This window comes from Leisingera sp. ANG-M1, assembly GCF_000813745.1.
Taxonomy (GTDB): Bacteria; Pseudomonadota; Alphaproteobacteria; order Rhodobacterales; family Rhodobacteraceae; genus Leisingera.
This window is the reverse complement of record NZ_JWLC01000025.1, coordinates 1-24955: the sequence shown is the minus strand read 5'-3', so window position 1 is coordinate 24955 and position 24955 is coordinate 1. Positions and strand designations below refer to the sequence as shown.

The 24955-nt window shown below is 63.0% G+C and carries 20 protein-coding genes and 1 pseudogene; 11 read left to right on the top strand and 10 right to left on the bottom strand.

The window, feature by feature from the left end; all coding sequences use genetic code 11:
- The first annotated feature begins 85 nt into the window (after positions 1-85).
- Genes RA19_RS19455 through RA19_RS19440 form a run of 4 tightly spaced genes read left to right on the top strand, consistent with a single transcriptional unit; the run spans position 86 to position 4624 of the window.
- Positions 86-718, top strand: coding sequence for a glutathione S-transferase family protein (locus RA19_RS19455; protein ID WP_039165872.1), 633 nt, complete (start codon positions 86-88; stop codon positions 716-718).
- An 11-nt stretch (positions 719-729) separates the two neighbouring features.
- Entirely contained in the window at positions 730-1941 is a 1212-nt protein-coding gene (locus tag RA19_RS19450) for an acetyl-CoA C-acetyltransferase (RefSeq protein WP_039165868.1), read from the top strand.
- Entirely contained in the window at positions 1941-2426 is a 486-nt protein-coding gene (locus tag RA19_RS19445) for a cupin domain-containing protein (protein ID WP_039165865.1), read from the top strand. Before RA19_RS19450 ends, RA19_RS19445 begins: the two co-directional genes overlap by 1 nt.
- Entirely contained in the window at positions 2423-4624 is a 2202-nt protein-coding gene (locus RA19_RS19440; RefSeq protein WP_039165863.1) for a 3-hydroxyacyl-CoA dehydrogenase NAD-binding domain-containing protein, read from the top strand. The genes RA19_RS19445 and RA19_RS19440 overlap by 4 nt, the downstream gene beginning before the upstream one ends.
- Before the next feature lie 81 nt (positions 4625-4705).
- Here RA19_RS19440 and RA19_RS19435 read toward each other — a convergent pair whose 3' ends face one another.
- The 3 genes from RA19_RS19435 to RA19_RS19425 form a co-directional block, all read right to left on the bottom strand.
- Positions 4706-5383 carry a Hint domain-containing protein gene (locus RA19_RS19435; protein ID WP_039165860.1) on the bottom strand — a complete coding sequence of 226 codons (678 nt, stop codon included), beginning with the start codon at positions 5381-5383 and terminating at the stop codon, positions 4706-4708.
- A gap of 182 nt (positions 5384-5565) precedes the next feature.
- Entirely contained in the window at positions 5566-6231 is a 666-nt protein-coding gene (locus tag RA19_RS19430; RefSeq protein ID WP_039165857.1) for a sulfotransferase family 2 domain-containing protein, read from the bottom strand.
- 184 nt (positions 6232-6415) lie between these two features.
- Positions 6416-7339, bottom strand: coding sequence for a DMT family transporter (locus tag RA19_RS19425; RefSeq protein WP_039165854.1), 924 nt, complete (start codon positions 7337-7339; stop codon positions 6416-6418).
- 77 nt (positions 7340-7416) lie between these two features.
- Between RA19_RS19425 and RA19_RS19420 the strand changes: the two genes are divergently transcribed.
- Positions 7417-9045, top strand: a complete 1629-nt coding sequence (locus RA19_RS19420) for an AMP-binding protein (protein WP_039165851.1) — start codon at positions 7417-7419, stop codon at positions 9043-9045.
- Between the two features lie 105 nt (positions 9046-9150).
- Positions 9151-10161, top strand: a complete 1011-nt coding sequence (locus tag RA19_RS19415; protein ID WP_039165848.1) for a hypothetical protein — start codon at positions 9151-9153, stop codon at positions 10159-10161.
- Between the two features lie 72 nt (positions 10162-10233).
- Here RA19_RS19415 and RA19_RS19410 read toward each other — a convergent pair whose 3' ends face one another.
- The 6 genes from RA19_RS19410 to RA19_RS19385 form a co-directional block, all read right to left on the bottom strand.
- Complete coding sequence (locus tag RA19_RS19410; RefSeq protein WP_039165845.1) at positions 10234-11583, bottom strand: SPOR domain-containing protein; 1350 nt, start codon at positions 11581-11583, stop codon at positions 10234-10236.
- Between the two features lie 180 nt (positions 11584-11763).
- Complete coding sequence (gene upp, locus RA19_RS19405) at positions 11764-12396, bottom strand: uracil phosphoribosyltransferase (RefSeq protein ID WP_039130463.1); 633 nt, start codon at positions 12394-12396, stop codon at positions 11764-11766.
- A 76-nt stretch (positions 12397-12472) separates the two neighbouring features.
- Entirely contained in the window at positions 12473-13684 is a 1212-nt protein-coding gene (locus tag RA19_RS19400; RefSeq protein WP_039165843.1) for a phosphopentomutase, read from the bottom strand.
- Positions 13684-14988: a thymidine phosphorylase gene (locus tag RA19_RS19395; protein ID WP_039165840.1), complete on the bottom strand. Its 1305-nt coding sequence runs from the start codon at positions 14986-14988 to the stop codon at positions 13684-13686. Before RA19_RS19395 ends, RA19_RS19400 begins: the two co-directional genes overlap by 1 nt.
- Positions 14988-15380, bottom strand: a complete 393-nt coding sequence (locus RA19_RS19390; RefSeq protein ID WP_039165837.1) for a cytidine deaminase — start codon at positions 15378-15380, stop codon at positions 14988-14990. Before RA19_RS19390 ends, RA19_RS19395 begins: the two co-directional genes overlap by 1 nt.
- A gap of 173 nt (positions 15381-15553) precedes the next feature.
- Positions 15554-16639: a cupin domain-containing protein gene (locus tag RA19_RS19385; RefSeq protein WP_039165834.1), complete on the bottom strand. Its 1086-nt coding sequence runs from the start codon at positions 16637-16639 to the stop codon at positions 15554-15556.
- Between the two features lie 164 nt (positions 16640-16803).
- Here RA19_RS19385 and RA19_RS19380 point away from each other — a divergent pair, with 164 nt between their 5' ends.
- The 4 genes from RA19_RS19380 (at position 16804) to RA19_RS19365 (ending at position 23244) form a co-directional block, all read left to right on the top strand.
- Complete coding sequence (locus tag RA19_RS19380) at positions 16804-19077, top strand: NADP-dependent malic enzyme (RefSeq protein WP_039165830.1); 2274 nt, start codon at positions 16804-16806, stop codon at positions 19075-19077.
- A gap of 61 nt (positions 19078-19138) precedes the next feature.
- Complete coding sequence (locus RA19_RS19375; RefSeq protein ID WP_039165827.1) at positions 19139-19531, top strand: GFA family protein; 393 nt, start codon at positions 19139-19141, stop codon at positions 19529-19531.
- A 264-nt stretch (positions 19532-19795) separates the two neighbouring features.
- Positions 19796-21688: a propionate-CoA ligase PrpE gene (gene prpE / locus RA19_RS19370; protein ID WP_039166582.1), complete on the top strand. Its 1893-nt coding sequence runs from the start codon at positions 19796-19798 to the stop codon at positions 21686-21688.
- A gap of 104 nt (positions 21689-21792) precedes the next feature.
- Complete coding sequence (locus RA19_RS19365) at positions 21793-23244, top strand: amidase family protein (RefSeq protein ID WP_039165825.1); 1452 nt, start codon at positions 21793-21795, stop codon at positions 23242-23244.
- A gap of 441 nt (positions 23245-23685) precedes the next feature.
- On the opposite strand, the gene RA19_RS19360 is transcribed toward RA19_RS19365, so the two are convergent.
- Positions 23686-24447, bottom strand: a complete 762-nt coding sequence (locus RA19_RS19360) for an NAD kinase (RefSeq protein ID WP_039165823.1) — start codon at positions 24445-24447, stop codon at positions 23686-23688.
- A gap of 169 nt (positions 24448-24616) precedes the next feature.
- On the opposite strand from RA19_RS19360, the pseudogene glyA reads away from it, so the two are divergent.
- A pseudogene (glyA, locus tag RA19_RS19355) lies at positions 24617-24955 on the top strand (serine hydroxymethyltransferase); the annotation flags it as partial.

Below are 24955 nucleotides of genomic sequence, written 5' to 3'. Positions count from 1 at the left end.
ATGCAGCATCATCTTTCCAAAAATACTCCACGGGGGTGCGGGGGTGTGAAACCCCCGCTCCAACAGCAGAAACAGGGAACACCAGATGACCATCAAACTTCATTGCTTCGGCGAAAGCGGTAACTCCTACAAGGCCGCGCTTGCGCTTGAACTCTCGGGCCTCGCGTGGGAACCGGTCTTTGTCGATTTCTTCAGCGGCGCGGCCCGCACCCCGGAGTTCCGGGAGTTTTCCGCCATGGCCGAAGCACCGGTGCTGGTGGACGGCGATCTGACTCTCAGCCAGTCCGGCGCGATCCAGCAGTATATCACCGACAAGACCGGTAAATTCGGCGGCCGCCCGGAAGACAAATACGAGGTGCTGCGCTGGGTGCTGTGGGACAATCACAAGATGTCCAGCCAGGCCGGCATGACCCGCTTCCTGATGAATTTCCTGCCAGAGAAACACCGATCGGCTGAGGTCGTGGCCTTCATGCAAGGCCGCTTGAAGGCCGCCTATGCCACGCTGGAGCACCACCTGCAGGGCCGCGACTGGATTGTGGGCGACGGGCTGACCAACGCCGACATCAGCTGCTGCAGCTACCTCTATTATCCCGAGCCTTTCGGTTTTGACCGCACAGAATGGCCTAATATCGACGCCTGGCTCACCCGCATCAGCGAGATGCCCGGCTGGAAACATCCCTATGACCTGATGCCCGGCAAGCCGTCGGACCGCGCCTGAGGAGAAAGCATATGACCGAAGCCTATATCTATGACGCTTTGCGCACGCCGCGGGGCAAGGGGCGCAAGGATGGATCCTTGCATGAGGTGACCTCGGTGCGCCTGTCGGCCTTGACGCTGAATGCGATCAAAGCGCGCAACAACCTGGAAGGCCACGCCGTCGAGGACGTGATTTGGGGCAATGTCACTCAGGTGATGGAACAGGGCGGCTGCCTGGCGCGCTCGGCGGTGCTGGCCTCGGACCTGGATGAACGTATTCCGGGCCTGGCGATCAACCGGTTCTGTGCGTCGGGCATGGAGGCAGTGAACCTGGCCGCCAACCAGGTCAAAGGCGGCGCAGGCGATGGCTATATCGCAGGCGGCGTGGAGATGATGGGCCGGGTCGCCATGGGCTCTGACGGCGCTGCGATTGCAGTGGACCCAAGCCTCGCGATGGACACATATTTTGTGCCGCAGGGCATCTCGGCTGACATTATCGCAACCGAGTACGGCTTTACCCGCGACCAGGCGGACGCACTGGCGGTGGAAAGCCAGCGCCGGGCCAAGGCGGCCTGGGACGACAACCGCTTTGCCAAGTCGGTAATCACGGTGGAGGACCAGAACGGTCTGCCGATCCTCGACCATGACGAATACATGCGCCCGGGCACTGACATGCAGGCATTGGGCGCGCTCAATGCTTCGTTCCAGCAGATGGGCGAAGTGATGCCAGGCTTCGACAAGGTCGCGATGCTGAAGTACCCGCATCTGGAGCGGATCAACCATATCCACCACGCGGGCAATTCTTCCGGCATCGTTGATGGCGCGGCGGCCGTGCTGATCGGCAACAAGGAGTTTGGCGAGCGCCACGGGCTGAAACCGCGGGCGCGGATCAAGGCCACCGCCAAGATCGGCACCGACCCGACCATCATGCTGACCGGCCCGGTGCCTGTGACCGAAAAGATCCTGGCCGACAACGGCATGGCCATCGGTGATATTGACCTGTTTGAGGTGAACGAGGCGTTTGCAAGCGTGGTGCTGCGGTTCCAGCAGGCCTTTGACGTCGATCCGGAACTGGTGAACGTCAACGGCGGCTCGATCGCCATGGGCCACCCGCTGGGCGCCACCGGCGCGATCATCATTGGCACTCTGCTGGACGAGCTGGAGCGGCAGGACAAAGAAGTAGGCCTCGCCACGCTGTGCATCGCCTCCGGCATGGGTGCTGCCACCGTGATTGAGAGGGTGTGATGCCAAAGCTTGATCTTTCACAGCTGCCCTGGCGGACCGGCTCGGGCTACCCTGGCAAACTGGCGGAGCCTTGCGCGGGCCGCAGCGTGCAGCCCTTGGGCGACCCCGGCGGGTTGACGCAATACGGGGTCAATATGGTGCGGCTGGAGCCCGGCGCGGCCTCTTCCCTGCGCCATTACCACATGGAGCAGGACGAGTTCGTGATGGTGACCGAAGGCATCTGCACGCTGATCGACGACGATGGCGCGCATGAGATGATGCCGGGCGACTGCGCCGCCTTCCCGGCGGGCGAGGAGAACGGCCATCACCTGGTGAACCGCTCGGACAAGCCCGCGGGTTTTCTGGTGGTGGGCACCCGCACCCCGACCGAGACCGGATACTACAGCGATTTGGACATGATGGTGAAATTCGCGGGCGGCGATTTCACCTTCACCCGCAAGGACGGCAGCCCGCTGACGGCAGAGCAGACCGGAGAAGACACATGAGCGATTTCAAATACGAAGTGGACGCGGACGGCATTGCCGTCATCACCTGGGACGCCGTGGGCAAGAGCATGAATGTGCTGACCCGCGAAGCCTTTGGCCTGGTTGAGGAATATGTCGACCGGGCATTGGCAGACGAGGCGGTGAAGGGCATCGTGATCACCAGCGGCAAGAAGGACTTTGCCGGCGGCATGGACCTGAATGTGCTGGCCACCATCCGCGAGGAATCCGGCGATAACCCTGCGAAGGGGCTGTTCGACTTCACCATGGGCGGCCACCGCATCCTGCGCAAGCTGGAGCTGGCAGGCATGGATCCCAAGACCAAGAAGGGCGGCAAGCCGGTGGCCTGTGCGATCAACGGCACCTGCGCCGGCATCGGCACCGAGATTGCGCTGGCCTGCCACCACAGGGTGATGACCAGTAACCCCAAGGCCAGGATCGGCCTGCCGGAGATCATGATCGGCATCTTCCCCGGCGGCGGCGGCACCACGCGCTATTCCCGCATGGTGGGCGCGATGGCGGCGGCCCCGGTCTTGCTCGAAGGCAAGATGATGGAGCCGAAGAAGGCCAAAGGTGCGCAGCTGATCGACGCGGTTGAAAATGATGCGCTGGCGGCAGCCAAGGAATGGGTGCTGAACGCCAAACCCGCCGATCTGGTCAAACCCTGGGATGCCAAGGGCTACAAGATGCCGGGCGGCGCGCCCTACCATCCGGCGGGCTTCATGACCTTTGTCGGTGCCTCCGCCATGGTGAACGGCAAGACCCAGGGCGCGTTTCCGGCAGCCAAGGCGCTGCTGTCTTCGATCTACGAGGGGGCGCTGGTCGATTTCGACACCGCGCTGAAGATCGAGGCGCGGCATTTCACTTCGATCCTGATGAACCCGTCGTCGTCGGCGATGATCCGCAGCCTGTTCCTGAACAAGCAGGCGCTGGAGAAAGGCGCGGTGCGGCCCAAGGATGTGCCGGATCAGTCGGTGAAGAAAATCGGCGTGCTGGGCGCAGGCATGATGGGGGCGGGCATCGCACTGGTTTCAGCGCAGGCAGGCATGGAAGTGGTGCTGATCGACCGCGACCAAGCCGCCGCCGACAAGGGCAAGGCCTACTCTGAGGCCTACATGGACAAGGGCATCAAACGCGGCAAGGCAACAGCTGAGAAGAAAGAGGCGCTGCTGGCGCAGATCACCGCCACCCCGGATCTAGACGCGCTGAAAGGCTGCGACCTGATCATCGAGGCGGTGTTTGAGGACCCCGGTGTGAAAGCCGAGATGACCCAAAAGGTCGAGGCGATCATCCCGGAGGACTGCATCTTTGCCTCCAACACCTCCACCTTGCCGATCACCGAACTGGCCAAGGCCTCCAGCCGTCCGGAACAGTTCATCGGCATCCATTTCTTCTCGCCCGTTGAGAAGATGCTGCTGGTAGAGATCATCAAGGGCAAGGCGACGGGAGACCGGGCTGTGGCCAAGGCGCTGGATTACGTTCGCCAGATCCGCAAGACGCCGATTGTGGTGAATGACGCGCGCTTCTTCTACGCCAACCGCTGCATCATCCCCTATATCAACGAGGGCATGCGGATGATCACCGAGGGCGTCTCGCCTGTCCTGATCGACAACGCCGCGCGGCAGCTGGGCTTCCCCGTGGGTCCAGTGCAGCTGACCGATGAGACCTCGATTGACCTCGGCGCCAAGATCGCCCGCGCCACTAAGGCTGCAATGGGCGATGCCTATCCGGAAAGCCCGGCGGACGACCTGATCTTCTGGATGGAGGAACAGGGCCGTCTGGGGCGCAAGGCCAACGCAGGCTTCTTCGACTATGACGACAAGGGCAAGCGGGTTGAGTACTGGAAAGGCGTGCAGGAGAAATACCCGCAAGCTGCCGAGCAGCCGGATCTGATCGCGGTGCAGGAACGGCTGATGTTTGCGCAGGTGCTGGAAGCGGTGCGGGCCCTGGAGGAAGGCGTGCTGATGGATATCCGCGAGGGAGACGTGGGCGCCATCCTGGCCTGGGGTTTTGCGCCCTGGTCCGGCGGCCCCTTGAGCTGGCTCGATATCCTGGGCACGCCCTACGCGGCAGAGCGCTGCGACGCGCTGGCAGCAGAGCACGGCGAACGTTTCGCCTGTCCGGCACTGCTGCGGGAGATGGCGGAGAAAGGCCAAAGTTTCTACCGCCGCTTTTCCCCGGACCAATCAGCGGCAGCCTGATCTACGGAAAATAGGAAAACGGCCAGCGCAACGCTGGCCGTTTTTGATTATACTAAAACCTGTTACCGGAAGTACTTCAGGTTACATCCTGGCGGCAGGACGCTCGGCGCCCACCGCGGCGCCGTCCCCGGGCCAGTATTCCTCTTCGGCCATCATCGACAGCACAAGCCCGCGTGCCTCTTCCGGCGGCAGCACCCGGTAAGGGCTTTCTTCGTTGAAAACGCGGCCGCACATCAGATTGCGCGGCGCAGTGGAAAAACCAAGCATGCCGGCCTCAAGATAGATCACCTGATCCTGGGCAAAGCGCGGCGTCACCAGATCCAGCTGGGCGCCTGGATGCATGCGGCGGATACCACGGTAGCCCTCCAGCGCGCAGGCCGGCACCACCGCAAAGGGATCGCCCTGGGCGTCCTCCACCAGCTCGCTTTCCAGAAGCACACCCTGATCCGGCATCAGCCACAGCGGCACCCGGTTCATCAGCGCATCACGCGGCACAAGCAGCGGACAGCGGGCCGGATCCAGCTCCCCCTCGCCCGGCAGGATCGTCTCGCGCTGCAGTTCCACAATCGGCTGCATGCCATGATCGAAGGTCAGCACCTTGTCGCCAACAGCCAGAGCTTCCACCTCGCGCCAGCCCAGGTTGGACGCCACATGGGTGCCTGCAAGAAATCCGCCCTGCCCGACGGAAACCAGGGAGAAACCGCTGTTCATTGCCCGTCCTTGCGGCAAAAGCGAGCGTTTCAGGAGCCAATCCAGCATCCGGTGTCCTTTCCTGCGGCTGAGGCGGCGAAACCTCAGGCAATTATGGTTAATGCTTCAAAACTGCGGCCGTATCGGCGCGGAAGTGCGGCAAGAACCGGTCATTGTTCACGCAACAGTGCCAATCTGTGCGCGGTCTGCCGGATTACCCGGCCAGCGCACCGCAAAAGCACCGTTTCATGTCACCGGGATAGAACCGAATCGTTAAAAGAGTATTCAAATTGCGCGATGTCGGCGGCACAGGCCTCAGCAATTGCTCCGGCTGCAGCATCATCGTAATAGGGCCGCCAGTCCCGTTCCCGCTCAGTCTCATTGACCCGCGGCAAATCCAGCGTGAAGCCCAAATGCGCGAACAAAGGCTGGGCGTCCTCCTGAAAATGTTCCAGCCGGATATACAGGCTGCACTGTTCACTCCCGTCCGCATGGCGCATGTACGTTGATACGGGGCTGCCGCGGAAGGCCGCGATGATCTGCGGGTGCTGCACAAAAGCGCGGAACTCAAGGGATTGCGCCAATGCGATGGCTGGATGAGCAAAGCGCTGCGACTGCAGCCAATGGTAATAGCTCACCGCCCTGTCCCAGGGATTGCGCACCAGGGTAAAGGCAAACAGGCCATGCATGGTGCCGTCCGGCACCAGACCCTCGATATCAGCCAGTGTAGAGTGCTTCCACAAACGCCCGCGGGTCTGTGCGTCCCGCAGGCGGCGGCGGCGCTTCAGGGCTTTGGGCGTATCGCCGAGCATCATGTCATCCGCCATAGCACGCGCCTCCAGCGCAAGCGCCAAAGCCGTGCCTCCGGTCTTGGGGATATGGATGAAAACGTATTTACGGCCCAGCGACAGGATCATGCCCCGACCCTAGGCAATTGATGCCGCAAAGGAAACACCGGCAACACGCCTGACGGCGCATACCTCCGGCGGGGGTACCTCCGGCAAGAGGAAAAGACTGCACCTTCCCGCTTCTTTCTGGTTCTAAGTACCCCGGGGTGAATTGACCCGCCAGGGTCAAGAGGGGCAGCGCCCCTCTCGGCTGTCACTTCGAACGCAAAGCAATGGTGGAACCGGCCGCAATGATCAGCCCGATCCCCAGCACCTGCCAGAAATCCAGCGCCTGGCCGAAAACAACCCAGGCAAAGGCCGGGCCGACGATCATCACCGAGTATTCGAATACCGAAACAAAGGAGGCCTCTCCCAGCTGATAGGCCTTGGTGATCAAAAACACTCCGCCGACGGCGGCAAAACCCTGCAGCAGAACCAGATGCCAGATCTCCCACAGTGGCCAGACCCAGCTGCGGGTGATGAAACCTTCGGACCCTTCCGGCACCGGTTGCGGCCAGACTTCGAGCCCGGCCAGCGCCAGCCCGCCGAACAGGGCCTGCACCAGCAGATAGGCAAACAGCATGGCAACCGTGCTTTCCCCCTGGCACATGCGGCCCGTCGCGATGGAGCCGAGCGCATAGAACAGCCCGCCCGCCACCGGCAGCAGAATCAGCCAGTCAAAATCTGACGGATCCGGCTGCAGCACCAAGAGCACGCCCAGAAACCCGGCAAAGACGGCAGATACCCGGACAATTCCAATCCGCATCCGCAGAAACAGCACCGAAATCACCACGATCATGATCGGCGAGGTGAACAGCCCGGCCAGTGCCTGGGCAATCGGCATCAGCGCCACGGCTGAGAAATAGAACACCATCGACACCGCCAGCAGCACCGCCCGCAAGGTAACCGGCCAGATCCGCCGCGGTGCCAGGCCGCCCAGCCCCGCCCGCGCCATCAGCCACAGCAGCGGCAGCGCCACGATGGTCCTCAGGATGTAAAACTGCCCGAGCCCGATATGCTCGGCCATTGCGGGCACTGCGTTGTCGGTCATGCCAATGATGACCATGGCCGCAACCATCGCCTGAGCTGCGGCAGCGTTTGAGCCATTTGCGGCAGAAAGAACAGCTGTTTGTTTCATAGGCTTTCCATTGCCCGCAACTTTCCGCAATATCTGTTCTCTAAACGACACCTAAAGTGATTCAGGGGAGGAAACTGATGGGGTGGATGGCGGATGAAACCGGTCTGGAAAAGACCGCCGCGAATTATGTGCCGCTGACGCCGCTCAGCCATCTGCAGCGGGCCGCGCAGGTGTTTCCGGATCATTTGGCCGTGGTTTACGGCAAACACCGCAAGAGCTATGGCGAATACCACGAGCGCTGCACCCGGCTGGCCTCAGGACTGGCAAAGCTCGGCGTGAAGACCGGTGACGTGGTCGCCACTCTGCTGCCCAACATCCCGGCCCAGGCCGAGGCGCATTTCGGCGTGCCGGCCTGCGGCGCGGTGCTGAACACCATCAACACCCGCCTGGACGTGGGCACCGTTTCCTACATTTTCGATCACGGCGAAGCCAAGGCGGTGCTGGTCGACCCCCAGTTCCTGGAGCTGGCGGAGGCCGCGGTAAAGGAGATGGAGGGTCCCGCACCGGTCCTGATTGAAGTGGCGGATGAACAGGCAGGCTGGCCCGCCTCCGGCCGTCACGCGGAATATGAGGCGCTGCTGGCCAGCGGCGATCCGGACTTCGGCTGGATCATGCCCGAGGATGAATGGGAAAGCCTGGCGCTGAATTATACCTCCGGCACCACCGGGCGGCCCAAGGGCGTGGTCTACCACCACCGCGGCGCCTATCTGATGACAACCGGAACCGTGATCTCCTGGCGGATGACGCTGCATCCGGTTTATCTGACCATCGTGCCGCTGTTCCACTGCAACGGCTGGAACCACACCTGGATGATGCCGGTCATCGGTGGCACCCTGGTCTGCTGCCGCGATATCACCGCTGCAAACATCTATGACGCCATCCATGATGAAGGCGCCACCCATTTCGGCGGCGCGCCGATTGTGCTGAACATGATCGTCAATGCGCAGGACGAGGAACGCAAACCTTTTGATCACACGGTAGAAGTCTTCACCGCAGGCGCCCCGCCTGCCCCGGCGACCCTCTCGAAAATCGAGGACCTGGGCTTCAACGTCACCCATGTTTACGGGCTGACAGAAACCTTCGGCCATGTCACCGAATGTTATTGGAAAGCCGATGAATGGGACGGGCTCGACAAGGCGGGCATCGCCGGCAAGAAGGCGCGCCAGGGCGTGGCGATGCCGATGCTGGAGCCGGTGGTTGTGCGCGACAGCGAGCACAATGTGCTGCCGATGGATGGCGAGAGCCAGGGTGAGATCGGCCTGCGCGGCAATGTGGTGATGAAGGGCTATCTGAAGAACCCTGAAGCCACCGCCGAGGCTTTCAAAGGCGGCTACTTCAACTCCGGCGACCTCGCCGTGCAGCATGCCGACGGCTACATCCAGATTGCCGACCGGGCCAAGGACATCATCATTTCGGGCGGTGAGAACATCTCGTCGGTCGAGGTTGAGGGCGTGCTGATGGCGCACCCCGATGTGCTGCTGGCGGCAGTGGCGGCGATGCCGGACGAGAAATGGGGCGAGGTCCCTTGCGCCTTTGTCGAGCTGAAGCCCGGCGCCAAAGAGGACGCTGCGGCTCTGATCGCCTTCTCCCGGGAAACCCTGGCGGGCTTCAAGGCACCTAAGAAAGTGGTGTTCCAGGAGCTGCCGAAAACCTCCACCGGGAAGATCCAGAAGTTCGAATTGAGGAAAATCGCCAAGTCTTTGTAACTTTTCACGGCGAAACAGCATCCGGGGGCGGCAAAGCAAATTGCCGCCCCTGTTTTATGTGATTATTCTGTCCCCAACGATAAGGATGGGGGCCGGGCTGGCTGCATGACGGCATTGAAGGAATTCGAGCGGCTGGAGGCCGCGGGCCTGTGGCGCGCGGATCCTGAGGCGCAGCGGCGGGATGTGATCATCTCGCTGGGCGATGCGACGCTGACCATTTCCGGCACGAATGACAGGCCATTGGCCCATTGGTCGCTGGCCGCTGTCGAGCGGGCCAACCCCGGCGAATTCCCAGCTCTGTTCCACCCTGACGGCGATCCCGGCGAGACGCTGGAAATCACCCAGGACGAAACCGCCATGCTGGAGGCGATTTCCCGAGTGCAAAAGGCCATCGGCCGCTCGCGGGCGCGGCCAGGGCGGCTGCGGGCAGTGAGCATCCTGGGCACCTTGGCGCTGGTTTTGGCACTGGCAGTTTTTTGGCTGCCCGGCGCAGTGACCCGCCATGCAGTGAGCGTGGTGCCCGACATTAAGCGCAAGGCCATTGGACAGGCGCTGCTGGGCCGGATCGAGCGGGTCTCAGGACCTGCCTGCGCCACCCCCGAAGCGGCGCCCATCCTTGCCAAACTGGCACAGCGCACCGGCGTGCGGCAGCTGGCGGTGCTGCGTTCGGGCATTCCCGGCAGCCTGCATCTTCCTGGCGGTATCGTGCTGCTGAACCGGTCCTTTGTTGAGGATTTCGAGGATCCCGCAGTGGCGGCCGGCGCCATCCTGGCCGAGCGTGCCCGCGCCGGCGCCCGCGACCCGATGGCTGAATTGCTGGAGGCCGGTGGGTTCCTTGCCACCTTCAAGCTGCTGACCACCGGTGAGCTGGACCGCCCTGCGCTGGACGCCTATTCCGAGGCTACCCTGGCCAGCCCGCGCCCAGACCTGCCGGATGAGGTGCTGCTGGCCGAGTTCGCCCGGGCCGCCCTGCCCTCGTCTCCTTACGCCTATGCGCTGGATATCACCGGCGAGACGGTCCTGGGGCTGATTGAGGCTGATCCGATGGCAGGCCGCGTGCTTAAGCCGGTTTTGAACGACCGCGACTGGGTGCAACTGCAGAACATCTGCGGCTGATCTCGGCCAGCAGTTTCCCAAAAGCAAAGGCCGGGATTGCTCCCGGCCTTTGCTGTTTCAGAGATTACTGGATTATTTGCTCAGCTTGGCGCCGCTGAAACCTGCGTTCCGGGCCTTGGCCAAGGCCGCTGAGGCTTGGCCGCTGTCGCTGAACGGCCCGGCGAGGACCACCTTGTAGGGCTGCCCCTTGCGGCTGACAGTCCCAAGACGAACCGGCAGGCCGGTGCCCGCCAGCCGGCGCGCGGCGGCTTTGGCTTGATCCGCATCTGCAAAAGTCGCTGCGCGGACATAGCTTGCGGACGCCGCCTGCTTGGGTGCAGCGGCTCCTGGCGCCGAACGGGTCGACAGACGCAGTGCCTGGGTCCGGGTCTCGGCCGGGCTGCGGCGCGCTTCCCGCGGCAGCTTCACCGTTGCACGGTCCAGCGGCAGCTCGACCAGCCGGCGCGGCACCCCGTTGGTCCAGATCTGCGCCATCTGTGCATCCCCTTCCGGCGTGCGCACACCACGCATCGGGTTCAACCGGTTATCCGTGCGCTCCACCTCCTGGTATCCGGCCGGCGCCTGGGCAAAGCTGGTCACCACCGCCGCACGCACCGTGCGCTCGGCGCGCTGCGGGTTGAGGCGGCCGTCGGTCCAGACGGGGCGGTACCCCTCGGGCACCGTGAAACTGTTGCTGAGACGGCGGTCCTGATAGATGTGCTTTTGCACCACCCGGGTGCTCGGTGTCAGCTGCAGCGAGGACTGCGGGCCGCCGTAAGTGACCGGCGAGACCGTCTGCGGGCCGCAGCGGGCGCCTGTGGCATTGGTGTACTGGCGGCTGATCTCCGAAATCCCTTCGCAGCCGCTGGCCGCAGGCGCAACTGCCGGCGCCGCGGGTGCCGGAGCGGGCTTCGGGGTTACACGCACAACTTGCTTGGGGGCTGCCGCCGGTTTGGGCGCCGCCGCAGCCGGCGCCGGGCGGGCGCTGGTGGTTTGCCGTGTGCGGCGTGGCTTGGCTGTGGTGACCACCTTCGGAGGCGTGCTGGCCGCAGCAGCCGCAGGGGCCGCGGGCCTGGCCGGGACCGGCTTGGCAGGCGCGGGTTTTGCCGCAGCTGTTTGCGCTGGCTGCTGACTGGGTTCCAGCGTGATCAGCTCCGGCGGCGGCGCGGTTTGCTGCTGCCGGGTTGCGCCCGCCACCTTGGTCGGTGCAAAGCCGCAAATCTGCTTGCGCGAGCGGGTCACCCGCGGCACCCAGGTAATATTGCCGTCAATCCCCGCCCGAATGTAGATACATCCGCGGCTGTCCACATACTGCTTGCCCTTGAAAGAAGCAGGCGGGTATTCCGCCGGGGGACTGGTTTCGCGCTGGGTTTGTGCCTGTAGACCCGCTGCGCCCGTAGTCCCCGTGATGATGGCCAGTGCAATAATTCTAGTTATTTTCATTCCTGCGCCCCACGATATATGGGTGCAGGATGCCCGAATCCCGCCTGTGAGTAAAGATTCCGTGGCAACAATAAGGCCGGTTCACGGCAATTTTTGCGCCAATTGGAATTAATTTGCGCGCGCTGCTGGGATTGGCCCGCGGGCTGCCAAGGCACTGCGGCGCACCTTGGCAGAGCCGGGTTACTTGGTGCCGAACATCCGGTCGCCGGCATCGCCCAGGCCCGGCAGGATATAGCCCTTCTCGTTCAGCTGCCGGTCCAGGGAGGCGGTGACGATCGGCACATCCGGATGCGCTTCCTTCATACGCTCGACGCCTTCGGGCGCGGCCAGCAGGCAGAGGAAGCGGATATCGGTGGCGCCTGCCTCTTTCAGCAGGTCGATGGCAGCAGCCGAGCTGTTGCCGGTGGCCAGCATCGGATCGACCGCGATCACCAGCCGGTCCTTCAGCCCTTCCGGCGCCTTGAAGTAGTATTGCACCGGTTTCAGGGTTTCCTCGTCGCGGTACAGGCCGACAAAACCGACACGGGCCGAGGGCACCAGCTCCAGCACCCCGTCCAGCATGCCGTTGCCTGCGCGCAGGATCGACACCAGCGCCATTTTCTTGCCCGCCAGGATCGGCGCTTCCATTTCCTCCATCGGGGTATCGATGGTGGTGGTGGTCAGCGGCATTTCGCGGGTGATCTCATAGGCCAGCAGCTGGGTGATCTCGCGCAGCAGGCGGCGGAAGCCCTGGGTGGAGGTTCCCTTATCCCGCATCAGGGTCAGCTTGTGCTGCACAAGCGGGTGATCAACAACGGTCAGGTGGTCGGTCATGGGACACTCCTAAAATTTGGTTTTGCGCGCTTTTACGGGCTTGGCCGCGGCAGGCAAGCGTGTTTTGACCATCGGGTCAAAGAAAACTCTTGCCGGGGCCTTGGGCCGGAACGTTCAGGTGGGCGGCGATGGAGGCCGCCACATCGGCGAATTTGACCTGCCCGACACTGCCGACGTCAAGCCCTGCGATCAGAACAGGCACCTGTTCGCGGGTGTGGTCGGAGCCGGGCCAGCTGGGGTCGTTGCCGTGATCGGCGGTGAGCAGCAGCATGTCGCCCTGGCGCAACTTAGGCAGCAGGCGGCCCAGTTCCGCGTCGAACCACTCCAGCGCGCGGGCATAGCCGGAGATGTCGCGGGGGTGGCCGTAGACACTGTCGAACTCAACAAAATTGGCGAAGGTGAGGCTGCCATCCTCTGCCGTGTCCACTGCATCAAAAAGATGCTGCATCAGCTTGGCATCCGGGCCTTTTTTCAGGGTGTCGATGCCGGACATAGTGAAGATATCACCGATCTTGCCGATGGCGTGGACCGTGCGCCCTGCGTCCTGCACCCAGTTGGTCAGCACCGGCGCAGGTGGCGTGATGGCATAGTCGCGGCGGTTGGCGGTGCGGGTGAACCCCTGCTCCGGCGATCCGGTGAAGGGTCTCGCGATGACCCGCCCCACCTTCATGGCGTGCAGCCGCGGGGCAACCTCCTCGCAAAGCGCCAGCAGCCGGTCCAGGCCGAAGCTCTCTTCATGCGCGGCGATCTGAAAGACGCTGTCGGCGGAGGTATAGCAGATCGGCTTGCCGCTGCGCATGTGCTCGGCACCGAGGTCATTGATGATTGCTGTTCCCGGCGCATGGCTGTTGCCAAGAACGCCATCTGTGCCCGCCTTGGCGGCGACAAAAGCCGTCAGATCTGCGGGAAACGACGGCGCCGCATCGGGGAAATAGTGCCAGTCCCAGGGCACCGTAAGCCCGGCCAATTCCCAATGGCCCGAAGGTGTATCCTTGCCCGGGCTGTACTCGCGGGCGCACCCCCAAAGCCCTTGCGGCTCCCCCTCCAGCCCCGGGAAGGGTACGGAGGACGCCAGCCGCATCGCGGCCCCAAGCCCAAGGCGCTCCAGATTGGGCAGCTTCAGCGGACCGCTGCGGCCTTCCTCCGCCTGCCCGGCAGCGCAGGCCTGGGCGATATGGGCCAGCGTGTTGGCACCGAGGTCCGGCAGATCGCCGTTGAAGAACTTTCCGGCATCCGGAGCACCGCCGATGCCCACGGAGTCCATCACCACTAGGAAGGCTCGGGCCATCAGGAGATCCTTTCGTGAACCAGCGGCGGCAGCTCTGCGGGCTTCTCCTCAATGGCAATGGCGGCAAGGACAGCGGCTTCTGCGGCCTTTGCGTCATCCTCACTGGCGGCATGGATGCATGCGATCACATTCCCTGCCCCGACCTCTTGACCGAGGCGGGCCATGCCGGAGAGCCCGACACCGGGATGGATGCGGTCGCTCTCCACCATCCGGCCGCCGCCCAGGCCGACAACAGCTAGGCCAAGCGCCTCGCCGTTGATCGCCGCAACATGTCCCACGGCCGGGGCTTTGACCTCGCGCTGAACCTCAGCGCCCGGCAGATGGGCCTGCCAGTTTTCGGCAAAATCAGCCGGGCCGCCCATTGCCGCAATCATGCGCCCAAAGATTTCAGCCGCGCGGCCATCGTCAAGGGTGGCGGCAATCCTAGCCGCGCCGTCCTGCGCATCGCTGGCAAGGCCCGCGAGAACCAGCAATTCGCCGCCCAAAGCCGCAGAAATCTCGACCAACCGCCCCTCTGCTTTGCCGGTCAGGAGCCGCATCACTTCCGCCACTTCCAGCGCATTGCCCAACGAGGGCGCCAGCGGCTGATTCATATCGGTGATCAGCGCGGACGTCCGGCAGCCCGCGGCATTGGCCACGTCGCACATGGATTGTGCCAGCGCCCGTGCCTCTTCGGCTGTTTTCATAAATGCGCCCGAGCCGATTTTCACATCCAGCACCAGCGCGTCCGGAGAGGCCGCGAGTTTCTTGGACAAGATCGAAGCGGTGATCAGCTCAATGCTTTCAACTGTCGCGGTGACATCGCGGATGGCGTAGAACCGTTTGTCCGCAGGCGCGATCTGCGCGGTGGCGCCGACAATGGCGCAGCCCACGTCCTGCATCATGCTCTTCAGGCGGTCTTCCCTGACCTGGGTATTGACGCCGGGGATCGCCTCCAGCTTGTCCAGAGTGCCGCCGGTATGGCCCAGCCCGCGCCCCGAAATCATAGGCACATAGGCGCCACAGGCTGCCAAAGCCGGGGCCAGCAGCAGGGAAACACAGTCACCGACGCCGCCGGTGGAGTGTTTGTCGAGCACAGGGCCGTCAAGATCCCACTCCAGCACATCGCCGGTATCGCGCATTGCCAATGTCAGCGCCCGGCAGCCCTCGGTGCCGATGCTTTGGAAACAGGCGGCCATGGCAAAGGCTGCAGCCTGGGCGTCGGTGACGTCGCCATTGGCCAAGCCATTGGCAAACCAGCGCAACTCATCCTCGCTTGGCACCTCGCGGCGCCGCAATTTGGCGTTTATGGCGCGGGCATCCATCAGCTGCGCTCCATGTGGCCCGCGTCGAAGGCACCGGGCAGCAGATCGCCAATGGTGGTTTCCCGCTCGGCGCCGTCGGTGGTGCCCATGGTGACCTTGACGCCGCCCGCGCCGAATTCTTTGAGCTTCTGCCGGCAGCCTCCGCAGGGCGGCACCGGTGCCGGACTGTCGGCGATCACATAGACTTCGGCCAGTTCGGTCTCTCCCGCGGCCACCATCGCGGCGATAGCCCCCGCCTCGGCGCAGGTGCCTTCAGGATAGGCCACGTTTTCCACGTTACAGCCGACATAGATCTGGCCCGAGGCCGAGCGGATGGCCGCGCCAACCTTGAAGTTGGAGTAAGGCGCGTGGGCGTTTTCGCGGACGGCGGTGGCGGCGGCTTTGAGGCTCATGGACGATTCCCCGTTTTTTTGATCATCTGGTCAAGATGTCGCAGGATAGCGGGACGCGCAGGCAAAGGGGAAGCCCTGGAGGACCGATTTCTTGGCGAATTCACGTCCCCCCGGTTCTCAAGCCGACCGGGTTCGCGCCCATTCCTCTGAACGGGCACGAACCCCTGCAAGTGTCAGCCCAATGTTGTGTTAAACTCGCCCGGCAGAGTCACTTCCAGCAGTTCGACGTCGCTTGACGGATCGCTAAGGCGGGTCTTCATGCCCGGCGGAATTACAAAGGCATCCCCCTGCTCCAGCCGGAAAGGCTCGCGCCCCTCCCCCTCCAGCGTCACTTCACCATTCATCACAAAGGTAAAGTGGATGTCGGTGTCATGCGCGGCCCATTGCGGGTCGCCCTCGCCCCGGCGCACCACCTGCACGCCTGCAACGCCCTTGGTGTTCTCGGCAATGGTGGTATCGCGGCAGATGTAACCCGGCAGACGGAACGGTATCCACTCGGCGCCTTCGGCCTTGTTGTAGACAAAACGCTGGCCCTGCCATTCCCGTTCGGGACGGTAGTGCGGTGTCGGCAGTGTCATTTCATGATCAATTTCAGTGACATGCTCGGCTGGCACGCCGATCTCGATCACCTGCACGTTGTCGCTGGCCTCCAGCACCCGGTGACGGATCTCCGGTGGCTGGATGAAGCAGTCGCCCGCGGTCAGGCGCATCTTTTCACCCTGATCCTCGTAAACAACATCAACCCAGCCGTGGATGCAGAAGATCAGCTGGAAGCCAACCCGGTGGAAATGCACCATGTCCGGCACCGGGCCGCCGTCAGGGATGCGGATGTGGCTGGCAATGATCGAGCCGCCCAGCCGGTCCGGCACCAGATCGCGGTAATGCATGCCTGCACGGCCAATGATCCAGGGCGCCTGGTCCTTCAGGCGGCGCACCACAAAGCTGTGCACTGTTTCCGGCATCACCATCGGCGGGTGGCGTTCCTCAATCTCAATCCGAGTGCCATTGGGCGCAGTCAGGCGGCGCTGGCCTTCGGCAAATCCATCAGGATCTTCCGCCAGAATGCGGATTGTGCCGGGGCTTTCCTCTGCCCCCTTCTCAACCCTGAGCCTCAGCCCGTGGCCGGAAAAAACGGCAATGCGCGGGTCATCTGCCGGGTAGATTGAGTCCATTTTCATACCCAACACTTTGGTAAAAAACGGAATATCGTTGCGCAGTTCATCTGTCGGCAGGCGGAATTCGGCGATTACGTCGCTCATTTTTCACTCCCAATTCATTTGGCAGGAGAGTGACGGTGCGGCAGGGTTTATGCAAGAACCCGCCGCCGCCTTTGCCGCCGCGTCCATTTGCGTCAGTTTGGGCTAGGTTTCCGGCAAGAAAAATGGTTTAACGCTAAACAATACCCTTTTCCGAGGAGCGCCAGATGTCCGATTCACAGAACCTGCGCCAAGCTGCGCTCAACTATCACGAGTTTCCGCAGCCGGGTAAGCTGGAGATCCGCGCAACCAAGCCGATGGCCAACGGTCGCGATCTGGCTCGCGCCTATTCACCCGGCGTGGCCGAGGCCTGTACCGAGATCAAGGCGGATGAAGCCAATGCCGCCCGCTATACCTCGCGCGGCAATCTGGTTGCGGTTGTATCCAACGGCTCGGCGGTTCTGGGGCTCGGGAACATCGGCGCGCTGGCGTCCAAGCCGGTGATGGAAGGCAAGGCGGTGCTGTTCAAGAACTTCGCGGGCATCGATTGTTTTGACATTGAAGTAAACGAAAGCGATCCAGAAAAGCTGGCAGATATCGTCTGTTCGCTGGAGCCCACGTTTGGCGCTATCAACCTCGAAGACATCAAGGCGCCGGATTGCTTTGTCGTGGAAAAGCTGTGCCGCGAGCGGATGAACATTCCGGTCTTCCATGACGACCAGCATGGCACTGCGATTGTGGTGGGCGCGGCGGCCAAAAACGCGCTGCATGTGGCGGGCAAGAGCTTTGAGGAGATCAAGATCGTCTCCACCGGCGGCGGCGCGGCCGGGATTGCCTGCCTCAATATGCTGCTGAAACTGGGCGTGAAGCGCGAAAACATCTGGCTCTGCGACATTCACGGGCTGGTCTATGAGGGCCGCGAAGAGGACATGAACCCGCAGAAGGCGGCCTTTGCCCAGGCCTCGGACAAGCGGACATTGGATGAGGTGGTGGACGGCGCCGACCTATTCCTTGGCCTCTCCGGCCCCAATGTTCTGAAGCCCGAGATGGTGGCGAAGATGGCAGCGCGCCCGATCATCTTTGCGCTGGCCAACCCGACGCCTGAGATCATGCCGGAGGCTGCCCGGAAGGTGGCACCGGAAGCGATCATTGCCACCGGGCGCAGCGATTTCCCCAATCAGGTCAACAACGTGCTGTGCTTCCCCTTCATCTTCCGCGGGGCACTGGATGTGGGGGCAACCGAGATCAATGACGAAATGCAGATCGCCTGCGTCGATGGCATTGCCGAGCTGGCGCGCGCCACAACCAGCGCCGAGGCTGCGGCGGCTTATAAGGGCGAGCAGCTGAATTTCGGCGCGGATTACCTGATCCCCAAACCCTTTGACCCGCGCCTGGTTGCGGTTGTCTCCTCTGCCGTGGCGAAGGCCGCGATGGAAAGCGGCGTGGCCACCCGCCCTATCGAAAACATGGACGCCTACCGCCAGAAGCTGAACCAGACGGTGTTCAAATCCGCCCTGCTGATGCGCCCGGTGTTCGAGGCGGCCCGCGCCGCCGCCCGCCGCATTGTCTTTGCCGAGGGCGAGGATGAGCGGGTGCTGCGCGCCGCCCAGGCGATCCTGGAAGAGACCACCGAGACACCGATCCTGATCGGCCGCCCGGAAGTGATCGAGAAGCGCTGCGAGAAGCTCGGGCTTGATGTACGTCCGGGCCGCGATTTCCAACTGGTGAATCCGGAACACGATCCGCGCTACTATGATTACTGGAACAGCTACCACAAGGTGATGCAGCGCAAGGGTGTGACCCCGGATCTGGCCAAGGCGATCATGCGCACCAATACCACCGCCATCGGTGCCATCATGGTGCACCGGGGCGAGGCGGACAGCCTTATCTGCGGCACCTTCGGCGAATACCGCTGGCACATGAACTATGTGCAGCAGGTTCTGGGCGGCAACAGCTATTCCCCGCATGGGGCGCTGTCGATGATGATCCTGGAGGATGGCCCGCTGTTCATCGCGGACACCCATGTGCGGATCGAGCCGACGCCGGAGCAAATCGCCGAGACCGTGATGGGTGCTGCCCGCCATGTGCGCCGCTTCGGCATTGAGCCGAAAATCGCGCTTTGCTCGCAATCGCAGTTCGGCAATATCTCCTGCGACACCGGCAGCCGCCTGCGGGACGCACTGGAGATCCTCGATGATAAACGCCGGGATTTTGCCTATGAGGGCGAGATGAACATCGACACCGCGCTGGATCCTGAGCTGCGCGGCCGGATCTTCCCCAACTCGCGGCTGGAAGGCGCCGCCAACGTGCTGATCTTTGCCCATGCGGATGCGGCTTCGGGCGTGCGCAACATCCTGAAGATGCGGGCTGGCGGGCTGGAAGTGGGGCCGATCCTGATGGGCATGGGCAACCGCGCGCATATCGTCTCGCCCTCGATTACCGCCCGCGGGCTTTTGAACATGGCCGCCATTGCCGGAACCCCGGTGGCGCACTACGGTTAACCCCGCGGCTGGGAATTTCCGCTGGCCGCCCTTCCCGGGAGGCCAGCAAAGGGGACCAGCCATGAGAGGGCATTGCCACTGCGGCGCGGTGCATTGGGAGAGCCAGGCCGAGGCGGCCTGGAGCTGCTACTGCCACTGCGCCGATTGCCGCCGCAATTGCGCGGCGCCTGTCACCGCATTTTTCGGACTGCCGCGTGAGGCCGTGGCATGGTCCGGTGCCGAGCCGTCGGTCTACAAGTCCTCGGAGGATGTCGAGCGGCTGTTCTGCAGCACTTGCGGCACCCAAATGGCCTATCGCAATGCCAAGGACACGGCGAATATCCACCTTTACTCGGCAACCCTGGAAAGCCCCAGCGATATGCCGCCCCGGTTCCATGTCTTTCATTCCGAACATGTCACCTGGCTGGACCTGAAAGACAGCCTGCCCCGTTATGCCAAGTCCTCGGGCGGGTGATTCCCAGACCGGCTCCAGAGTTTGCAGCAGCGGAATTTGCAATTTTGCAAACTCCCCCGTGCGCGCCAGCGTTATTCTGCAGCAAAGCCCGGTTTGCAAAGTGGACAGCCTGCTAACCCTGGCTTTCCTGTAAACATTTTACACACCCCTCGAATTCAAGGCGTGAAGCTGTAAATTCCTTGACCAACCTTGCGTGAGAACGGCTCAAAACTTGCCCGTTTGCCGCATTCTCGCCTACGCAGAGAGCAGGAGGAGATGAACACCATGGGATATCAGGACATTTACGCCGGCTGGAAACAGGACCCGGAAGGTTTCTGGATGGAGGCAGCCCAGGCGATCAGCTGGGACGAGGCCCCGAAGCAGGCGCTGTTTGACAAGGGCGACGGGCTTTACGAGTGGTTTGCCGATGCCAAGGTGAACACCTGCTACAATGCCGTTGACCGCCATGTCGAGGAAGGCCGCGGCGAGCAGACTGCGATCATCTATGACAGCCCGGTCACGCAAACCAAACGTGCTATCTCCTATGCCGAGCTGCGCAACCGCGTTGCCACCCTGGCCGGCGCCCTGCGCGCCAAGGGCATTGAAAAGGGCGACCGCGTCATCATCTACATGCCGATGATCCCTGAGGCGCTGGAGGCGATGCTGGCCTGCGCCCGGATCGGCGCTGTGCATTCGGTGGTGTTCGGCGGCTTTGCCTCCAACGAGCTGGCGGTGCGGATCGACGATGCCAAACCCAAGGCGATCATCGCGGCCTCCTGCGGCATCGAGCCGGGCCGCACCGTGCACTACAAGCCGCTATTGGACGGTGCCATCGACCTGGCCGCGCACAAGCCGGATTTCTGCGTGATCTTCCAGCGCGAGCAGGAAGTGGCCGAGCTGGTCCCGGGGCGTGACGTCAACTGGCACGGTTTCCAGTACGGCGTGGAGCCTGCCGAATGTGTGCCGGTCGAGGGCAACCACCCCTCCTATATCCTCTACACCTCCGGAACCACCGGCCAGCCCAAAGGCGTGATCCGTCACACCGCCGGCCAGCTGGTGGCGCTGAACTGGACCATGAAGAACATCTATAACGTCGATCCCGGCGATGTGTTCTGGGCCGCCTCGGATGTGGGCTGGGTCGTTGGCCACAGCTATATCTGCTATGCGCCGCTGATCCACGGCAACACCACCATCGTGTTTGAGGGCAAGCCCGTGGGCACGCCGGATGCAGGCACCTTCTGGCGGGTGATCTCCGAGCATAAGGTGAAAAGCTTCTTCACCGCGCCGACTGCTTTCCGGGCGGTGAAACGCGAGGATCCCAAGGGCGAATACGTCAAGAAATACGACCTCTCCTGCCTGAACCAGGTGTATCTGGCCGGCGAGCGCGCCGATCCCGACACCATCACCTGGGCGCAGGAACAGCTGGGCACGCCAGTGGTCGACCACTGGTGGCAGACCGAGACGGGCTGGTCGATTGCCGCAAACCCATTGGGGATCGAGGAACTGCCGACCAAACTGGGCTCCCCCGCCGTGCCAATGCCCGGCTATGAGGTCGAGATTCTGGATGAAGGCGGCAACCCGGTGGCGCCGGGCGAGCTGGGCGCAATTGCGGTGAAGCTGCCGCTGCCGCCTGGCACGCTGCCGACCCTGTGGAATGCAGAAGAGCGGTACAAGAAGAGCTACCTAAATACTTTCCCCGGCTACTATGAGACCGGCGATGCCGGCATGAAAGACGAGGACGGCTACCTCTACATCATGGCGCGCACCGATGACGTGATCAATGTGGCAGGCCACCGGCTCTCGACCGGCGGTATGGAAGAGGTTCTGGCAAGCCACCCGGACGTGGCGGAATGCGCCGTGATCGGCGTCGCTGACAGCCTCAAAGGCCAGATGCCTGTTGGTTTCCTGTGCCTGAATGCCGGTGCGGACCGCGACGATGCAGAGGTGGTGTCCGAAGTCGTCAAACTGGTGCGCGAGAAGATCGGCCCGGTTGCCGCCTTCAAACTGGCGGTTGTGGTGGACCGGCTGCCCAAGACCCGCTCCGGCAAGATCCTGCGTGGCACCATGGTGAACATCGCCGATGGCGCGCCCTGGAAGATGCCTGCAACAATCGACGACCCGGCGATCCTGGACGAGATCACCGTTGCGCTGCAGACCATCGGCTACGCAAAAGCCTGACCGATCAAAGAACCTGAGAATTACCGGATCCGGGCGGCCCTGCCGCCCGGTTTTGCTTGCAACTCCGCCCCGCCTGCCTAGGCTGCGGCCAAGGAGGCACAAGCATGGAAAACACCGGCATCTGGCGCCTGAGCGCCACCGAACTGACAAAGCTCACCCGCACCGGCGGCGTCAGCGCGGAAACGGCAGTGCAGGCCTCCATCACCCGGATGAATTCGGTCAATCCGGAGCTGAACGCAGTTGTCGAGGATTTGAGCACCGAAGCGATGGAGCGCGCCCGCGGCTTGGACAAGGCACGCGCGGCAGGCGCCGTGCCCGGGCCGCTGCACGGCGTGCCGGTCACCATCAAGATCAATATCGACCAGAAAGGCCATGCCACCTCCAATGGCGTGACCGCTCTGAAAGACCTCATCGCCCCCGCCGACGCGCCGGTGGTGGAGAACCTGCAAAAGGCCGGTGCGGTGGTGATCGGACGCACCAATACGCCGGAATTCTCCTTCCGCGCCGATACCGACAACCCGCTGCACGGGCGCACCCACAACCCCTGGGGGCGGCATATCTCGCCGGGCGGCTCCTCCGGCGGTGCAGGTTCTGCGGTGATGGCCGGGATCGGCGCCCTGGGCCACGGCAATGACATCGGCGGCTCCTTGCGCTTTCCCGCCGCCGCCAATGGCGCGGTTACCGTGAAGCCGGGCCTGGGCCGGGTGCCGGCCTGGAACCCCAGCCAAAGCGCCGAGCGGGGGCTGCTGGCGCAACTGATGTCTGTGCAGGGGCTGATCACCCGTTCGGCGGAAGACCTGCACTTGTCGATGCCCAGTCTCATTGCGCCGGACCCGCGCGACCCTTTTCATGTGCCTATGCCCTGGCGCGGCGGAGCGCTGGACGGCCCCATCAAAGTAGCCTTCACCAAAAACACCCATGGATACGATTTGCATCCCGAAGTCGGGGCCGCGCTGGATTTCGCCCGCGATGCGCTGACCGACGCGGGCTACGCGGTCGAGGAAGCGGAGCCGCCCAATGTGTTCGAGGCCGGGCGCACCGGGTACCGGGCCCTGATGGGGGAAATCTATGCTCTGATGAAGGGGGACGTGGATGCGGCAGGCTCGCAAACAGTGCGCGATATCTTCTCGGTCTACTTCCAGGAGTTCCCACCATTCGCCGGGGATGAACTGTTGCAAATGATGGCCAAGCGCACCCATTACGCGCGTCAATGGTCGCTGTTTCTGGAAGAATATCCGCTGGTGCTGTCGCCGTTCCTGCCGCAGCCCTTCTTCAAGCCCGACCGGGATACCGAAGGGGCGGAAGGAGTACATGAGGTGCTGGGCTGCGCCGTATATTCATATGCAATGAATTTCCTTGGGCTGCCCGCCGCCTCGGTCCCCGCCCGGCTGGCAGAGCTGCCGGCGGGGCGCCAGCCGGTCAATGTCCAAATCGCCGCCCGCCGCTGGCGTGAGGATCTGGCGGTGGATGCCTGTGCTGCGATCGAGGCCCGGGCGGGCCGTATGTGCCTGCCGCTATGGGAGATGATGGACTCGCAGTCCGCAAGCGGCCGGTAAAACAAGGCAGCCCGGCGGCCGGCCAGGCAGTTCAATTGCTGCACAAATGCCAGAGATGCGACGGATCGAACTGGGGGTCTTACTCCCGGCTCAGCCGGTCTGCCCCAACGGCCAGCAGCCTCGAATCCCGGGCAATTTCGAATGCTCTCAGAGCACATAAGGTCCCGGGGAACGGACTGAACCGCCCCCGGGGAACTTCCAACCCAGATTACTCGTTATAAAACGTGCTCGACTCGTCGCATTCAGCGAACCCGGCATTCTGGCGCGGGTTCTGCGGGCATGACCGGCAAAAACTATCAACTGGAACGAACAAAACACGCCGGTACGGCTCTGTGGCACTTCAGCCCGTTGGCAGGTGTCATCCACATCCGCCTGTGGGTAAATGATTGCACAGAATCGTTACCCCAAAGTTCACAAATTCGTGAAGCCTCCATTAAACCTTCAGGTAAACTGCTCGGAAATAAGCCTTTCCTCCAAGCCGTGGCCGGGGTCGAACAAGATCTTGTGGCGGATTTCCGGGTCGGTCCTAATCTCGACCCAGTCGATATCCGCCACCGAAATCGAATCCGCGTCAGCCATTACGGGGCGTTTGCCCGCCTCCAGCACGTCGAACCGCACCATCGCATTGCTGGGCAGCAGCGCACCGCGCCAGCGCCGCGGCCGGAAGGCCGCAATCGCCGTCAGCGCCAGAACATCCGCGCCAATCGGCAGAATCGGGCCGTGAGCGGAGTAATTATAGGCTGTGGAGCCGGCAGGCGTGGCGACCAGCGCCCCGTCGCAAACCAGTTCCTCCATCCGCATGCGCCCGTCCACCGAGATCCTGAGCCGTGCCGCCTGCGGCCCTGCCCGTAGCAGCGAGACCTCGTTGATGGCCAGCGCCTTATGCACATTGCCGCGGCGGTCCATTGCGGTCATCGACAAGGGGTTGATGATTTCCTGCTCGGCTTCCTCAAGCCGTTCGATCAGCCCGTCCTCGCGGTATTCATTCATCAGGAACCCGACAGTGCCGCGGTTCATGCCATAGACCGGCGCCGGGTGGTTCACCATTGTGTGCAGGGTGCGCAGCATGAAGCCGTCGCCGCCCAGGGCCACGATCACATCGGCCTTTTCCGGCGTCTCCTGGCCATAGCGGCGGCTCAGCGTTTCCAGCGCCTCTTGCGCCACATCCACTTCGCTGGCCAGAAATGCGATTCTCAAACTCATGAAATCTGTTTCCGGTGTTAGGCAACTGGTTCCGAAACAATCACAGCTTTCCGCCAATGACCATAGTTGCCGTTCTGTCGCAGGGATATGTCGTTTTACGGGGTTACGGCGCAAGGAAGTTTCCGATAGGAAATCCCTCAATTCTGATCCCTACTCTAACGGAGCCACCATGACTGAAGCGACCCGTGACCCCGGCTTTTTCACCCAAGCGCTGTCGGAGCGCGATCCTGAGCTGTTCGGCGCGATCACAGCCGAGCTGGGCCGCCAGCGCGACGAGATCGAGCTGATTGCCTCGGAAAACATCGTCTCCGCCGCGGTGATGGAAGCCCAGGGCTCCGTGCTGACCAACAAATACGCCGAAGGCTACCCGGGGCGCCGCTACTACGGCGGCTGCCAGTATGTCGACGTCGCCGAAAACCTGGCGATCGACCGCGCCAAGGCGCTGTTCGGCTGCGAGTTCGCCAACGTGCAGCCGAACTCCGGCTCTCAGGCCAACCAGGGTGTGTTC

Coding starts and splice junctions, on each gene's coding strand:
- RA19_RS19455 (WP_039165872.1), top strand. CDS start 86: ATGACCATCAAACTTCATTGCTTCGGCGAAAGCGGTAACTCCTACAAG.
- RA19_RS19450 (WP_039165868.1), top strand. CDS start 730: ATGACCGAAGCCTATATCTATGACGCTTTGCGCACGCCGCGGGGCAAG.
- RA19_RS19445 (WP_039165865.1), top strand. CDS start 1,941: ATGCCAAAGCTTGATCTTTCACAGCTGCCCTGGCGGACCGGCTCGGGC.
- RA19_RS19440 (WP_039165863.1), top strand. CDS start 2,423: ATGAGCGATTTCAAATACGAAGTGGACGCGGACGGCATTGCCGTCATC.
- RA19_RS19435 (WP_039165860.1), bottom strand. CDS start 5,383: ATGCTGGATTGGCTCCTGAAACGCTCGCTTTTGCCGCAAGGACGGGCA.
- RA19_RS19430 (WP_039165857.1), bottom strand. CDS start 6,231: ATGATCCTGTCGCTGGGCCGTAAATACGTTTTCATCCATATCCCCAAG.
- RA19_RS19425 (WP_039165854.1), bottom strand. CDS start 7,339: ATGAAACAAACAGCTGTTCTTTCTGCCGCAAATGGCTCAAACGCTGCC.
- RA19_RS19420 (WP_039165851.1), top strand. CDS start 7,417: ATGGGGTGGATGGCGGATGAAACCGGTCTGGAAAAGACCGCCGCGAAT.
- RA19_RS19415 (WP_039165848.1), top strand. CDS start 9,151: ATGACGGCATTGAAGGAATTCGAGCGGCTGGAGGCCGCGGGCCTGTGG.
- RA19_RS19410 (WP_039165845.1), bottom strand. CDS start 11,583: ATGAAAATAACTAGAATTATTGCACTGGCCATCATCACGGGGACTACG.
- upp (WP_039130463.1), bottom strand. CDS start 12,396: ATGACCGACCACCTGACCGTTGTTGATCACCCGCTTGTGCAGCACAAG.
- RA19_RS19400 (WP_039165843.1), bottom strand. CDS start 13,684: ATGGCCCGAGCCTTCCTAGTGGTGATGGACTCCGTGGGCATCGGCGGT.
- RA19_RS19395 (WP_039165840.1), bottom strand. CDS start 14,988: ATGGATGCCCGCGCCATAAACGCCAAATTGCGGCGCCGCGAGGTGCCA.
- RA19_RS19390 (WP_039165837.1), bottom strand. CDS start 15,380: ATGAGCCTCAAAGCCGCCGCCACCGCCGTCCGCGAAAACGCCCACGCG.
- RA19_RS19385 (WP_039165834.1), bottom strand. CDS start 16,639: ATGAGCGACGTAATCGCCGAATTCCGCCTGCCGACAGATGAACTGCGC.
- RA19_RS19380 (WP_039165830.1), top strand. CDS start 16,804: ATGTCCGATTCACAGAACCTGCGCCAAGCTGCGCTCAACTATCACGAG.
- RA19_RS19375 (WP_039165827.1), top strand. CDS start 19,139: ATGAGAGGGCATTGCCACTGCGGCGCGGTGCATTGGGAGAGCCAGGCC.
- prpE (WP_039166582.1), top strand. CDS start 19,796: ATGGGATATCAGGACATTTACGCCGGCTGGAAACAGGACCCGGAAGGT.
- RA19_RS19365 (WP_039165825.1), top strand. CDS start 21,793: ATGGAAAACACCGGCATCTGGCGCCTGAGCGCCACCGAACTGACAAAG.
- RA19_RS19360 (WP_039165823.1), bottom strand. CDS start 24,447: ATGAGTTTGAGAATCGCATTTCTGGCCAGCGAAGTGGATGTGGCGCAA.